Annotated in this window: 11 protein-coding genes and 3 pseudogenes; 9 read left to right on the plus strand and 5 right to left on the minus strand. The window is 42.7% G+C overall.

Going from position 1 to position 13,721, the window contains the following annotated elements; translation table 11 throughout:
• Positions 1-32 precede the first annotated feature (32 nt).
• The 6 genes and pseudogenes from RGU72_RS21455 to tkt form a co-directional block, all read left to right on the plus strand.
• Positions 33-191: pseudogene (locus RGU72_RS21455) on the plus strand (VIT1/CCC1 transporter family protein); the annotation flags it as partial.
• Positions 192-556: 365 nt separating this feature from the next.
• A pseudogene (locus RGU72_RS20735) lies at positions 557-1,426 on the plus strand (cation diffusion facilitator family transporter); the annotation flags it as partial.
• A gap of 269 nt (positions 1,427-1,695) precedes the next feature.
• Positions 1,696-1,914: a heavy metal-associated domain-containing protein gene (locus RGU72_RS20740; protein WP_322121741.1), complete on the plus strand. Its 219-nt coding sequence runs from the start codon at positions 1,696-1,698 to the stop codon at positions 1,912-1,914.
• Between the two features lie 73 nt (positions 1,915-1,987).
• The gene (locus RGU72_RS20745; protein WP_322121742.1) at positions 1,988-2,641 is read left to right on the plus strand and encodes a BON domain-containing protein; all 654 of its coding nucleotides are present in this window, start codon (positions 1,988-1,990) and stop codon (positions 2,639-2,641) included.
• Between the two features lie 316 nt (positions 2,642-2,957).
• The gene (gene tal, locus RGU72_RS20750; protein ID WP_322121743.1) at positions 2,958-4,079 is read left to right on the plus strand and encodes a transaldolase; all 1,122 of its coding nucleotides are present in this window, start codon (positions 2,958-2,960) and stop codon (positions 4,077-4,079) included.
• 84 nt (positions 4,080-4,163) lie between these two features.
• A complete protein-coding gene (gene tkt, locus RGU72_RS20755) occupies positions 4,164-6,305 on the plus strand; it encodes a transketolase (RefSeq protein WP_322121744.1) in 2,142 nt (713 codons plus the stop codon).
• A 96-nt stretch (positions 6,306-6,401) separates the two neighbouring features.
• Here the strand turns inward: tkt and RGU72_RS20760 are convergent, their stop codons facing one another.
• From RGU72_RS20760 to RGU72_RS20775, 4 genes are all read right to left on the minus strand, one after another.
• Positions 6,402-6,668 (minus strand): hypothetical protein, encoded by a 267-nt coding sequence (locus RGU72_RS20760; RefSeq protein WP_322121745.1) that lies wholly within the window; start codon positions 6,666-6,668, stop codon positions 6,402-6,404.
• A gap of 201 nt (positions 6,669-6,869) precedes the next feature.
• Entirely contained in the window at positions 6,870-8,606 is a 1,737-nt protein-coding gene (locus tag RGU72_RS20765; RefSeq protein ID WP_322121746.1) for a putative bifunctional diguanylate cyclase/phosphodiesterase, read from the minus strand.
• The gene (locus tag RGU72_RS20770; RefSeq protein ID WP_322121747.1) at positions 8,599-10,095 is read right to left on the minus strand and encodes an ATPase domain-containing protein; all 1,497 of its coding nucleotides are present in this window, start codon (positions 10,093-10,095) and stop codon (positions 8,599-8,601) included. The genes RGU72_RS20765 and RGU72_RS20770 overlap by 8 nt, the downstream gene beginning before the upstream one ends.
• A gap of 43 nt (positions 10,096-10,138) precedes the next feature.
• Complete coding sequence (locus RGU72_RS20775; protein ID WP_322121748.1) at positions 10,139-10,516, minus strand: hypothetical protein; 378 nt, start codon at positions 10,514-10,516, stop codon at positions 10,139-10,141.
• Positions 10,517-10,879: 363 nt separating this feature from the next.
• Between RGU72_RS20775 and RGU72_RS20780 the strand changes: the two genes are divergently transcribed.
• From RGU72_RS20780 to RGU72_RS20785, 3 genes and pseudogenes are all read left to right on the plus strand, one after another.
• Positions 10,880-12,193 (plus strand): PQQ-dependent sugar dehydrogenase, encoded by a 1,314-nt coding sequence (locus RGU72_RS20780; protein WP_416200171.1) that lies wholly within the window; start codon positions 10,880-10,882, stop codon positions 12,191-12,193.
• Positions 12,194-12,472: 279 nt separating this feature from the next.
• Positions 12,473-12,652, plus strand: a complete 180-nt coding sequence (locus tag RGU72_RS21460) for a diguanylate cyclase domain-containing protein (RefSeq protein WP_354335123.1) — start codon at positions 12,473-12,475, stop codon at positions 12,650-12,652.
• Positions 12,653-12,810: 158 nt separating this feature from the next.
• Positions 12,811-13,407: pseudogene (locus tag RGU72_RS20785) on the plus strand (chemotaxis protein CheB).
• On the opposite strand, the gene RGU72_RS20790 reads toward RGU72_RS20785, so the two are convergent.
• On the minus strand, positions 13,361-13,711 hold the full coding sequence (locus RGU72_RS20790; protein ID WP_322121749.1) for a response regulator: 351 nt from the start codon (positions 13,709-13,711) through the stop codon (positions 13,361-13,363). The pseudogene RGU72_RS20785 and the gene RGU72_RS20790 sit on opposite strands and share 47 nt — an antisense overlap.
• Between the last annotated feature and the right edge of the window lie 10 nt (positions 13,712-13,721).

Raw genomic sequence — 13,721 nt, forward strand, 5'->3', positions numbered from 1 at the left:
AAAAATATCCTGAACAACATAAACTTGAACATATAAGTTGGCTGACAGCTGCTGTCCTCGGTGCGAACGAAGGCATCGTCTCCACCTCCAGTTTGATTTTAGGTGTTGCTGCTTCCAATGCGAGCCACACTAGTATTTTGGTTGCTGGCGTGGCGAGTCTGGTCGCGGGTGCAATGTCAATGGCAACCGGAAGAGCTGGTCTGTTGCCGGGATCTCAATCTGTTTTCTGGCGGTTCTTGGTGGACTTGCCGCTTATACTGGCGGTGCCAACGTTGTGAAAGGATCTGTACGAGTGATGGGTTGGAGCGCTTTAACAATGACTCTAACCTATGCTGTGGGCAACGTATTGGGAAGCGTTCAATAATTTAACGTAAAACTGTCATTGCAAATTGTGACCTGTAAATTACCAATGAGAGCCATCAAATCACAATCATTATGAACATGAGCTGATATGGTAACGAATGTATCTTCAAAGCAGGTCATCTACGCCGCATTGATCGGAAATATTTTAATTACTATTATCAAAACTGGCGCTGCTACTTGAACCGATAGTGCCGCTATGTGGAGTGAGGCTATTCATTCGTTTGTGGATACCGGCAATGAATTATTGCTGCTGTATGGCATGCGCCGCGCTGAACAACAGGCCGATATAGAGCACCCAATCGGCTACGGGCGCGAGCTCTATTTTTGGAGTTTTATTGTCGCTTTGCTGGTATTTGCTCTTGGTGCGGGCGTCTCAATTTATGAAGGTGTTTTGCATTTGATGAAGCCTCAGTCAATCACCGACCCCATCGTGAGTTATGTAGTCTTAGGACTAGCCTTTATGTTTGATGGTGCGTCTTGGTTGATCTCACTGAACCAGTTTAAAGCGTCCAAGGGTACACTCGGATATTACGACGCATTTCGTCGAAGCAAGGATCCCGCCTCTTTTATTGTTCTATTTGAAGACAGCGTGGCATTGATCGGGATTGTGACTGCTGTAATTTCCACTTATCTGGCAACTAGTTTAGGTCTACTGGCGTCTGATGGGATCGCTTCTATTTTGATAGGAACAATACTCGCAGGCACCGCAGGCTTGCTGGCACGGGAAAGTAAAAGTTTGTTGATCGGAGAACGTGCAGACCACCAACTAAGTGCTTCATTGCTGAGCATCGCTAATCAACTCTCGCCGTCAGTAACAACTAACGGCGTATTGACGGTACAACTTGCGCCGGATCAAATACTCGCTGCGATGAGTATCGAATTTGCAGATAATCTCAAAACATCACAGATTGAAACTCTGGTCGTCGATATTGAGCGCCTGATTCTTGTAATGCATCCCGAAGTCGTCACCTTTTTTGTCAAACCACAAACTGCTACTGCCTTTAAAGAGTCTTTGCAGCTACGTTTTGGGTTGCTTGATTCTTTGCCAGAAAAAACTAACTAGCAATATCGTCCATACCCTTAAGTTCAAATTAGGATGAGCAAATGTGCCATTCGCATCAGATGCAATTGCCCATTCGCTCTGATTCAATTCTGCTAATTTCCCCCTTTTTTTAATTACGTCACCTGGGTTAGGTAGCGCACAGACAAGCATTGTTTTCGCGCCTACCTTGTTTCCACCTGATGATAAAAAAACAAACCAAAATGAAATCTCCAGGCAGGACATTTACGATTTTTTAGACTGATTCTGATTTTTTACAATGGAGAATGTTAATGGAAATCATTATTTTTGATACTAAAGGGATGACCCGTGGTATTCGCCTAGGGCAAATATATCGCGCGCTTGAAGGGATCGATGGCGTAAGTAATACCGCACTTTCTTTACGTGACGGAAAAGCGATTTTGTCTACTGACCCTGCCTGCGTAACCGCATCACAAGTAGTAGAGGTTATTGAAAGACTCGGTTACCACGCCAACATTCATTTGTCCTAAGCAGTACACCGTACAGATTAGAGTTTTATAACAGCTCAAGCTGATCGTTCTTTTACCTGAATGAAAGTCAAAAATGAATACCGATACACAAATTCAAAAGGACGTTCTTGCTGAGTTGAAATGGGAACCGTCTGTCGATGCTTCTCATATCGTAGTTGAAGTTTCTGATGGAGTAGTCACACTCGCTGGCCAAGTCAGGACCATTACTGAAAAATGGGATGCAGAGCGAGCAGCGCAGCGCGTTTACGGTGTTAAGGCATTGGCGGTCGAAATCGATGTCAGACTTCCAGGGACTAACCAAAGGACAGATAGCGATATTGCACGTACTGCAAAATATACACTTGAATGGTTGACGTATGTACCAAACGACGCGGTTAGCGTCGTTGTTGAGAATGGCTTTATCACCTTAACTGGCGAAGTTGATTGGGAGTATCAGAGGAAAGCGGTGATTGGCGCAGTGCGTAATCTAATGGGAGTTACCGGATTGAGCGATCAAATTATGATTCAACCGAACGTCTCATTGAGTGCGATCAAATCAGATATTGAAGCGGCATTAGAGCGTCGTGCTCATACAGATGTAAAAAAAGTCTTCGTTACCGTTAATGGTAACGAAGTCACTTTGTCTGGAACCGTACATAGTTGGTTGGAACGTGATCTGGCTGTCAATTCAGTTTGGGGAACACAAGGCGTAAAAAATGTGGTTGATCAAACCACTATCCGTGAATAATTATTGTTAAGAGTGGCCTTATTGCTAAGTCGCGAGTATCTGTTTGTATCGTTTGGAGTCCCACCCCGTGGCTTATAGTTCCGTCATCGAAAATGTGGGAGTAGATACCTTAGTAATAATGAATAAACGATAGATTCACTCGTTTCTGCTTTTAATGCCGATATTGGACCAAAGTATTTAGTTAATTTCTCAAACCCTGAGATAGTAATTGAACGTATTGGGAACTTAATACGCCGAGATTTTTGGAGTGCGCCATAGTCCGAAAATATCCCACCCTTCCTGGCAATCTTCAGCAACTTTTTTCATATTGGCTACCATGAAACCTACAACACAACTGCATCAACTTGGACAAAGTCTCTGGCTCGACAATATCACACGTGATCTTTTGAGTAGTGGGATCCTAGCGCACTACTTGGCAGAGTTATCGATCACGGGATTGACTTCGAATCCAACTATTTTTGATCAGGCGATCAGGCATACCGCTGCTTATGATGCAGATATTCATCAAAAGTTGGAAGAGGGAAAGTCTACTGAAGCCATTTTTTTTGAATTGGCGATGAGTGATCTAAGACACGCAGCAACATTACTTCTTCCGATATTTAAGATCACTGACAGCGTGGATGGCTGGGTATCATTGGAGGTGTCTCCATTGTTAGCAAACGATACAGAGGGAACAATTGAAGAAGCTAGGCGTTTGTATAAAGCAGCAAATTGCCCTAATTTATTCATCAAAATTCCGGGCACCCCCGCAGGGCTGAAGGCGATCGAAGAATCGATTTTTGCTGGCATAGCAGTGAACGTGACATTACTATTCTCTGTAAAGCAATATCTTGCAGCAGCAGAAGCTTATCTTTGCGGTATTGAAAGACGAATCTCAGCCGGTCTTGACACGAAAGTGTTTTCGGTAGCGTCCGTTTTTGTCAGCCGCTGGGACACTGGGGTAAAGCAGGAAATCTCACCTCAATACCATAATCAGTTGGGCATTGTGATGGCGATGCTGATTTATAAAAACTATCAAATACTCATGACATCTGTGCGCTGGCAGAAAATCCTGCAATCAGGTGCTTGCCCACAACGGCTATTGTGGGCAAGCACAGGGACTAAAGATCTTACGGCACCAGATACCTTGTATGTCGATGCTTTAGTGGCTCCGGGAAGTATCGTTACCGTTCCTGAAAAAACCTTACTTGCCTTCGCAGATCATGGTAATCCGGAAAGCGTATTACCTATCGACGGCGGACTTGCCTCTGCAGTATTAGAAGAATTCAGACGGGAGGGCGTCGATGACGAAGCTCTGGCGGAGCGACTGCAAGTTGAAGGAGTTGCGTCATTCGTCAAGTCTTGGGAGGCTTTGCTTTCAATAATTAACGAAAAGGGACGAAAGCTTGCGAATGTTGAAATTTCGGAACAGTGGGAAAGTAGCAACTCCGGTGAATAAGCCTACTAAGCGTACTTTTGTGAGCGATCTCATTTTCCAAGCTGCGTCCGATAGCTCTTTAGGATTTCTTACCTGGAGTTTAAATTGAACGAGTCTGAGCAATTTTCTGAGCTGGAAATCGATGAGCGATGTATTAATACCTTACGTACTTTATCAATTGATGCAGTACAAAAAGCCCAGTCAGGTCACCCTGGCACCCCAATGGGCGCAGCGCCAACTGCGTATTGTTTGTGGCAATATTTTTTACGGTATGATCCTGAAGACTCGCAATGGATTAATCGTGATCGTTTTGTCTTATCCGCTGGTCACGCCTGTGCTTTGCTATACAGCTTACTTCATCTGACAGGGATAAAAGCTCAGTCGTCAAGTTATCCACCCGGCGATCGGCTGGCAGTCACTCTGGAGGATTTAAAGAGTTTTCGACAAGCAGGAAGTCGCTGCACCGGACACCCTGAATACGGCTGGACTTCTGGAGTTGAAACTACTACAGGGCCGCTAGGGCAAGGGTTGGCAAGCAGTGTCGGCATGGCGATCTCAGAGCGCTGGTTAGCTGCGACCTACAATCGCCCTGGCTTTGATCTATTCAACCATCATATATATGCTTTATGTGGTGATGGCGACATGATGGAAGGCGTCAGCAGCGAGGCGGCATCGCTGGCGGGGCATCTGAAATTATCTAATCTGTGCTGGATTTATGATGACAACAACATCAGTATTGAAGGAGCGACCTCAATCACTTTTACGGAAAATGTTGCGGCTCGCTTCGTCGCTTATGGTTGGCAGGTACTCAAAGTCAAGAATGCTAATAATTTGACTGCCTTAACAAAGGCTTATCAGATCTTTGCAGATTCAGATAAACGAGAAGAGCATCAGCAACAAACGCATGACGAAAATGAGGACAGACCTACTCTCATCATTGTCGAAAGCCACATTGGCTACGGCGCACCACATAAGCAGGATACGCGCGAAGCCCATGGAGAGCCTTTAGGTGAAGATGAAGTCCGTCTGACAAAACTATTCTATGGATTTAAACCTGATTTACAATTTGATGTACCTGAAGGGGTGATTGATCATTTTAAAAAGCGATTCGCATCGCGTGGTGTATTAGCTCATGCGGCTTGGAACACGTTGATGTTGGCCTATCGCCAGGAATATCCTGCGTTAGCCTCAGAAATTGATCTCATGCAAGAGCGTAATCTGCCTGAAGGCTGGGAGACGGCCTTACCCATTTTTGATGCTGATGAAAAGGGTCTTGCTACGCGTGATTCATCAAGTGTTCTATTGAATGGGCTGGCACGCAAAATACCTTGGCTATTGGGTGGGGCTGCTGATCTGTCGCCGTCGACTAAAACTCAACTCAACTTACTGGCACCGAGTAATTTTCAAGCGATTGGTCAAGCACAGGAAGGCAATTATGCCGGACGTAATTTTCATTTTGGTGTGCGTGAGCATGCAATGTGTGCCATTGGGAATGGGATGAGTTTATACGGCTTGCGTCCGTTTACCTCTAGTTTTCTCATCTTTACTGACTATTGTCGCGCCGCACTTCGACTCAGCGCGATGATGGAGCTACCTTTAATTTATATCTGGACGCATGATTCGATTGGTATGGGAGAGGATGGCCCCACTCATCAACCGATAGAGCAACTCGCCTCGCTTCGCGCCATGCCAGGCATGGTGGTGTTGCGGCCAGCAGATGCGAATGAGGTGGTGGAAGCCTGGCGAGTAATAATGCAGCTAAAACAAACACCTGTTTGTTTGGTATTGACACGGCAAACGGTACCTACCTTGGATCGTTCTATCTATGCCAGCGCGAATGGTCTTGCTCAAGGCGCCTATATTTTGGCGGACGCTCCAGGTGGTCAAGTGGATGTACTGCTGATCGCAACAGGCAGCGAGGTAGGACTTTGTATTAAAGCATACGAACAGTTAAAGAGTGAGGGCATACATGCTCGCGTCATCAGCATGCCATCATGGGAACTATTTGAAAGCCAACCGCAATCCTACAAAGATAAAATACTGCCTCCGTCAATCAAAGCAAGACTCGTTGTAGAGGCGGCCTCAACATTTGGATGGGAGCGCTACGTCGGTTTGGACGGTAGTATTTTAGGCTTGCATACCTTTGGTATCTCTGCCCCGATGAAAGTGTTGTTAAGACAATTTGGACTTGAGACGGAGCATGTCGTCGCCTCTGCCAAAGTACAAATTATTTTAGATCGCAAATGAAAATTACGTCTTATCTTATCTTTTGAGGTGACGTAATCTGGTTTAACTTTGCACTATATTTTTTGTTTTAAGTACGCTGGTTAAATTGGTTGCCTGTTAACGATGCAGTTTGAAACTAGGTAATTTTTTTGCTAATTTTAATTTGTGCTTCACGTCAAATTTGACTACCTCCTCCACTCCCCGTTCTCCGTGCAAATCTGTATCAACTAATCCATTATTTAAATCGACAAAAGCCTGCTTCATTTTTTTATTTGGCTTGCTTGGATGCTGTTCGACACTCTCATCACGTTCATGAGGTAATTGTGGAATAAGTTTCTTGATGGTTAAGTCTTTCCCGTATTCGTTGCCATTTTTTTTAGTCATGATATTTTCCAAAATTAAAGTATCAAATTACTTAAATTTTTTACTGGTTTTTGTTAAAACAGCAGCTTTTAACAAACTTACAAACTCTAGTCTTTCATAACATCTCAAATCAGTTTCCAAATTACGCCAAGTATTATTTTTAATCCGTACGATAGCCAACATAGAGTAATACTTCTTCGCTGAACGTCGTTAGCCTACGTGTTACGGATCCGATAAGGGTAGGGTTGCGCCAGAACTCAATAACACACTAAGTTCATCTGCTAGCATAGGTCGAGCCAAATAAAATCCTTGTCCTTGCTCACATCTTTGAGAAAGTAGATAGTCGTGTTGTTCAGACGTTTCAATTCCCTCTGCAATAACGCACATCTTAAGGGATCTCCCCATATTAATTACAGCGCTTACTAGGGTTCCGTCGTCTGGATCGTTGGTAAGCTGTCGAATGAATGATTGGTCGATTTTAAGATTATTAAAAGGGAATCGTCTCAAGTAGCTAAGACTAGAGTAGCCGGTTCCGAAATCATCGAGTGCTAACTTGATTCCCAAATCAGAAAGCGCTTGCAATACGGAGTAGGCAGAATCAGCATTCTGTATTAATACACTCTCTGTAAGCTCAATTTCCAAATAGCGAGCTTCGACGTTAGTCTCACGCAGTACACACAGTATGTTTTTTAGGAAATCGTCTGCCCGTAACTCAAGGGCCGAAGTGTTTATCGAAATCACGATCGCAGGAAAACCTTCTTTTATCCAAAGTTGCGCCTGACGGCAAGCAGTGTGTAGAACCCATCGACCAATTTGTATTATCAAACCGCATTCTTCTGCGATCGATATGAACTGTCCCGGCAATAAAAAACCTCTTTCGGGATGTTGCCATCGAATAAGCGCCTCAACTCCAACTACGATACCAGTGTTTAAACACACTTTAGGTTGATAATGAAGAATAAATTCGTCTCGTTCTAACGCTCTACGCAAGCTAGTCTCAATCGATTGCCGTTCGATTGCTCTATCGTTCATTCCTTGTTCAAAAAATTTAAAATTATTACGCCCATATTGTTTTGCGTGGTACATCGCAATATCAGCGTTTTTTAAGAGTGTTCGAGTATCGTCCCCATCATCAGGATAAATACCAATACCAATACTTGCGCCAATAAAAATCTCATTTTGCTCAACCAAATGAGGTAATTCGAGTGACATCAAGATTTTTTTTGCACTTAGCGCTGCATATTCCGCATGCTCAATTGAAGGTAGAAGAACAATAAATTCGTCTCCTCCTTGGCGACTGATTGTGTCTGATTGACGTACACAATCTAGCAAGCGTTTTGCGACTGATTTAAGCAAGCCATCACCGGTTGCATGCCCTAAAGAATCATTAATATATTTAAAATGATCAAGATCTATAAACATCACTGCAAGTTGCTTTCCTTGACGATGTGCTAATTCGATCGCTTGAGTGAGTCTGTCTTGCAATAACATGCGATTTGGTAGATCAGTAAGGGCGTCGTGATGGGCTAAATGATTTAACTTTGCTTTAGTATTTTCTATTTTTTCAACCAATTTTTGTGATTCGATTGAGGCTATCACCAAGTGGGCGTTTGCCTGCTGCAAGACTGTTAATTGGTTATCAGTTTCAAACGGATTTATGGATTCAATTAGTATTTTGTTTTCGCGCAGAATTGCTCCTACTTCCCTTATGTTCGCTACGTCCTCGCGTGCTTGTACTGTTCCTTCACGCTGCTGCGCCGCATCTTCACGTAAATGTGCAGTATTTTCTCTTGCCGAAGCCAATTTCTCGCGGCTTAAAACAATTGCCTCATCTTCTTGCAAGGCATGTTCTCGTACGATAATATCTTCCACGGGTACGCTAGTGAGTTTGATGATCGGAACTGTGGGCTCATTTTCGTGATTATCCTGAGCCGCATTTTCTGGTTCGTCCTTATTCATGATTATTCCAGATTCTTGAACCGTCATTGTTGATCGCTAACTGTGGGTGACCAGTAAGTATGCCTTCGTAGGCAGATAATGATTCTCCTAATAGGATGCCGTCGTCGGTAATGTCGAATAAACGAATTTCTTTACTATGATTACTTCCACGTACTTTTACAACGGAGATTGCACGCTTAAATTGACCTTCAAGTTCAATATATCTTTGCATGACGATAGCATCTGCTAAAAATGCGCTGCCAAAGGGACTAAAACGTAAATCGGCATATCGATCTTCTAATTCGGAGGTCATCAAAATGGTTACACCCATACCAGTCAGTTCTGCAATCATTCTATAAAGTGATCCTCTAAAGTCTTCTTGAAATTCCGGTGCCAAGGCTAATTCAAACCCGGACAAAGAATCGATCACAACACGCTTGGCTTGCAATTTTTTAATCATATCTATCAAGTCGTGGAGTGTCTGATCAATAGACAGATCGAGCGACCTTGTGTCGATAACACCTACTTTCATGTCTCTTACTAAAGAATTTAACTGACCACTTAATAGTTGGCTTGGACTTTTCTCGAATGCGGCAATGACCCCTTTCTCGCCATTTCGCACACCCTCAGCCAAAAATTCCGTAGCTAATATTGTTTTCCCCGAGCCCGAGGGTCCGACTACTAAAAGTGAATAGCCCATGGGTAGTCCACCACCCAGCATCACGTCCAAACCTTTGACTCCTACAGAAATTCGCTTATCTGTCACAGAGGAAGTTGTCGACAAACTCACTGTCTCGCCAGGATTAATGATGGCTCGTGGATAAATTTGGATTCCTAGATTACTTATGCGAAATGTATGTAAGCCGGGAGCGTGAGCATGACCACGCAACTTAATTACTTGGATTTTGCGTACGACGGAGTTCCGGTGCAAATTTTGGGATAACCAAATTATTCCGTCTGCAATAGTAAAAACTGGACTGGGCTCAGATCCGGGTACCACATATTCCCCTATCAAAAAGGTAGTTGCTTGCCAACTAGACATTTGTATTCCCAGCTTCTGTACAAACTGCTGTAAAGAGGATGTATGGCTGATATTTTCATTGTCGGAGTCGATGACTGACCTAAAGGAATCAACAAATATCAGACCCGGAGAATAATTTTTTACTTCTTTTTCGATGCGCTTCAGCACGCTGTTAAAACTTTCCTCCATCAGTTCGACCGATAAATTAATAAAGTGAATTGACTCTCTCACTTTCTCTAGATCAAAAAAAGGAAATTGCTGTTGGTATCGAAGCATTTTTATTGCTGGTTCTCCCGATGTCGTAAAGAACAACGCACGATTATCAGGACTAGCTAGTGAAAACATAATTTGGTGTGCAAGAGTGGTTTTCCCACTGCCTGGAGCACCCGCAATGAGATTGAATGAAAACTCAGGGATACCTCCGCCCAGCAAATTGTCGAGCCCTGGTACGCCAGTTTTTAATTGGCGAATATTTACTTTTTCATTCATTTTTTAGCCCTAGGTTAATGTCGCGCAAATTACTATTTACGTACTAAACTCGTAGTATCAGAACTGTTAAATGTTCACCTATTAATGAAGATAAAACGTCAGCCAGCGTCGTCAAAAGCACGATATTTGTTTCGTTTATTTGGGCATTGGTTCTGCCCTGAAAGCTTTTCTCAAGATCGTAGAATCGATTATTTTTGTGATCTTCCGTTAAAGGAACATCACAGGGAATCAATAGTGATTCAATCCTATCCAGATAAATACTTCTTGCGTAAAGAGAGTCAAAACCCGTTTCGCCTATGACTTCAATAATATTAAATGCGATTTGCTCCCATAAAATTACAGTACCGGCTGAACCTTGCTCAGCAATGGAATCTGCCCTATTTTTAATCATTTGGTGCATCGCAGATATATTCGTTTCCATTTGGATCAATTCCGTAATTTAGCTGTAGGTTAATATTGTTGGATGTGTCCTAAGAAATTTGAATTTACGGTTCTACCTTTAAAGTTTTTCCATTAATTTGGGAACAAAAAGTGGTAGGACTCATTAAAAAGTTAGCAAGAGCAAAAAAAGGTACGCGTAAGAACTAAGTCGGTCTGTGCTCTATCGAACAGATAGAGTTGAAATTTAAAAATACTTTTATCCAATTACGCATCGAATTTTTGAATTTTCATATTTAGTAGTCAGAGTGTATGAAAAAATATAGGCATCAATGTGTGGTACTGCACAAATCGAATTGTTTAATTCTTTTATGCTCGATAAATATCTCTATATTGGGAAAAAATCATGCGCCATACAAAAATAGTGACTCCATTTTTTCTACTAATTAGTTTTTTTGGGGGTGAAAGCGTGTTGTCGCAAACAGTCAACGATATGGCACGAATGGGAAGTAACCCGACTTTACCGAAACCCCAAAAGCAACTAATACCCACGGTTAATATCGCACCCGCAATCGGGTGGCCATTAGGCATGAAACCTGTCGCGCCTCCAGGCTTTTCAGTTACTGCTTTCAGCGTCAATCTTGATCACCCACGGTGGCTTTATGTTCTTCCTAATGGTGATGTTCTAGTTGCAGAAACCAATGCACCTCCCAAGCCTGACGATAGCAAAGGTATCAAAGGCTTTGTGATGAAAAAAGTCATGAAAAAAGCCGGCGCTGGAGTGGCCAGTGCAAATCGAATTACATTATTAAGAGGTATTAATAAGGAAGGTGTCGCAGAAATAAAAACAGCATTCTTAGAAGGTTTAAATTCACCCTTCGGTATGGCATTAGTGGGCGAGGATTTGTATATCGCCGACACTGATGCTGTGTTACGTTTTCCGTATAAAGAAGGCGATACAAAAATTACCTCAAAGCCGGTGAAAATCGCTGATCTTCCTGCTGGAACAATTAACCATCATTGGACGAAAAATATTATTGCTAGCCGAGATGGTACTCGTTTATACGTGAGTGTTGGATCGAATAGTAATGTGGGTGAAAACGGCATAGAAGCAGAAACCAATCGCGCTGATATTTTGGAAATCACGATCAAAACAGGGGCAGTTCGAGTGTTCGCCTCTGGATTACGTAATCCAGTGGGGATGGCCTGGCAGCCAGAAAACGGCAGTTTGTGGACTGCTGTTAACGAGCGGGATGAATTGGGAGACGACCTGGTACCTGACTACATGACCTCTGTAAAAGACGGTGCTTTTTATGGCTGGCCATACTGTTATTTTGGACAGAACATCGATACACGGGTGACTCCGCAACGACCTGACTTAGTGGAGAGTGCAATCAAGCCGGATTTTGCATTAGGTGCGCATACGGCATCTTTAGGTCTCACTTTTTATGATGCCAACTTATTTTCTCCTCATTATAAAAACGGAGCATTTATTGGACAACATGGATCTTGGAATAGGAAGTTACATAGTGGCTACAAAGTGATCTTTGTTCCGTTTGTAAATGGTCAACCCACTGGTGCGGTTGAGGACTTCCTGACTGGCTTTCTAAGTAGAAATCATGAAGCGTATGGGCGACCTGTGGGGGTAGCGGTTGATAAAAAAGGGGCGTTACTTGTGGCTGATGATGTAGGTAATGTTATTTGGCGTATCAATAAATGATTCTGGCATGTTTTAACAAAATAAAAAATAGTATGACTTCTGCCAAGCCATGTCGAAAACTATGTGCATTACAGAAATTACTAGCCTTTGGCAAAAAAAGTGATTGTTCGGTTATCCATTAACTACATTGTATTTTCGCCGATCAGAAATTGCCGCCCTCTTATAGAAGGTCAAAATACGGGTCTAAAGTCAATATCAGGTCTAGGTCAATTTATCCCGCTTTTAGCAAAGGTAATATCGCTTTATTCACCGTGACGAGTAGCCTTTCTTCAACCTGTATTGCATGCAGAAAAATATTTATGTGTGAAAGCTAGCATTGGGATAAGCCTCTATCCTAATGATGGGCAAGATGCAGATACGCTGAATAAAAATCCAGACACTACCATGTATTTTGCTAAAACCGGGATCAGGAATACTGACGAATTTTTTCGCAGCAATATGGACACTCAAGTAATTTAGACAGAGCCTTGAATGGGAAGAATTTTGTGAATTTGGGTAGGTATATTTGGACGATATAACAATTTTTAAAAAGATTTTATGAAACTGTCTTTCGCGAGCTAAAGATTTTTCTCTTGACTAACTAAAAATATTTTTCAACCAATATAAGAAGGAATACTTTGATAAGCAACTTTCCCATTGTCTGTATAGGCGGTTCTGCAGGAGGTCTGGATGCCTATATCCGACTACTAAAAAACCTTCCGCCTGACATGGGTGTTGCTATCGTGATCGTGAATCACATGCGAAGCATGCCAACTTAGCTTCACGAAATTCTTCCCAACTTCACCAAAATGCCAGTTAATCTAATTAGTGAAGGCTTACTTGTAGAAAAAAATCATGTTTATGTAATACCGGAAAATAAAGATCTTCACGTAAAAAACGAACAGTTTCACCTAGAGGTAATTTCGAAACCTCGAGGGTGGCCAGACGTCATCACAGTTTTTTTGCGTTCGCTCACACAATATTGGAATGGAAAACTCATCGCAGTAATCGTTTCTGGCTTTGATGGCGATGGCGCTGCAGCACTATGTGGCATTCAGCAAGTAGGTGGTATTACTATCGCCCAGAAATTAGATACCGCTGCGCAACCCGATATGCCTGACGCAGCGATTAGCAGTGGCTGTATCAATTTTGTCTTGTCCCCCGAAGACATAGCAGTTCAAATAATAACTATAGCTCAGGCTGCACTTCAAGATAAACATCAATCGTTTCCATAAATTCCTTTATCTTAATTGGCTTGGTGAGATACTGAAGGAATCCTGCTTTTAAACCAGTTTCAATGTCATTGCGCATTGCGTTGGCGCTAAGCGCGATAATAGGAATATGAGAAGTAGCTGGATTTTTTCTCAAGATATGGAGTACTTCCTTTCCGTTCATGTCAGGTAAGTCGATATCTATCAGAATAATATCGGGGACTATTTGAGTCGCTATTTCGATTCCTTTTAGTCCGTTTGGGGCGCTCACTAGAATAATAGCTGGGCGTCGCGCGACAATCGCTTCGATGAGTTTAAGGTTCGCCAAATTGTCTTCC

Source organism: Undibacterium sp. 5I1, assembly GCF_034314085.1.
Classification (GTDB): Bacteria; Pseudomonadota; Gammaproteobacteria; order Burkholderiales; family Burkholderiaceae_D; genus Undibacterium.

Excerpts from the sequence above, each read along its gene's own strand:
- RGU72_RS20740 (WP_322121741.1), top strand. The coding sequence starts at position 1,696 with ATGGAAATCATTATTTTTGATACTAAAGGGATGACCCGTGGTATTCGC.
- RGU72_RS20745 (WP_322121742.1), top strand. The coding sequence starts at position 1,988 with ATGAATACCGATACACAAATTCAAAAGGACGTTCTTGCTGAGTTGAAA.
- tal (WP_322121743.1), top strand. The coding sequence starts at position 2,958 with ATGAAACCTACAACACAACTGCATCAACTTGGACAAAGTCTCTGGCTC.
- RGU72_RS20760 (WP_322121745.1), bottom strand. The coding sequence starts at position 6,668 with ATGACTAAAAAAAATGGCAACGAATACGGGAAAGACTTAACCATCAAG.
- RGU72_RS20765 (WP_322121746.1), bottom strand. The coding sequence starts at position 8,606 with ATGAATAAGGACGAACCAGAAAATGCGGCTCAGGATAATCACGAAAAT.
- RGU72_RS20770 (WP_322121747.1), bottom strand. The coding sequence starts at position 10,095 with ATGAATGAAAAAGTAAATATTCGCCAATTAAAAACTGGCGTACCAGGG.
- RGU72_RS20775 (WP_322121748.1), bottom strand. The coding sequence starts at position 10,516 with ATGGAAACGAATATATCTGCGATGCACCAAATGATTAAAAATAGGGCA.
- RGU72_RS20780 (WP_416200171.1), top strand. The coding sequence starts at position 10,880 with ATGCGCCATACAAAAATAGTGACTCCATTTTTTCTACTAATTAGTTTT.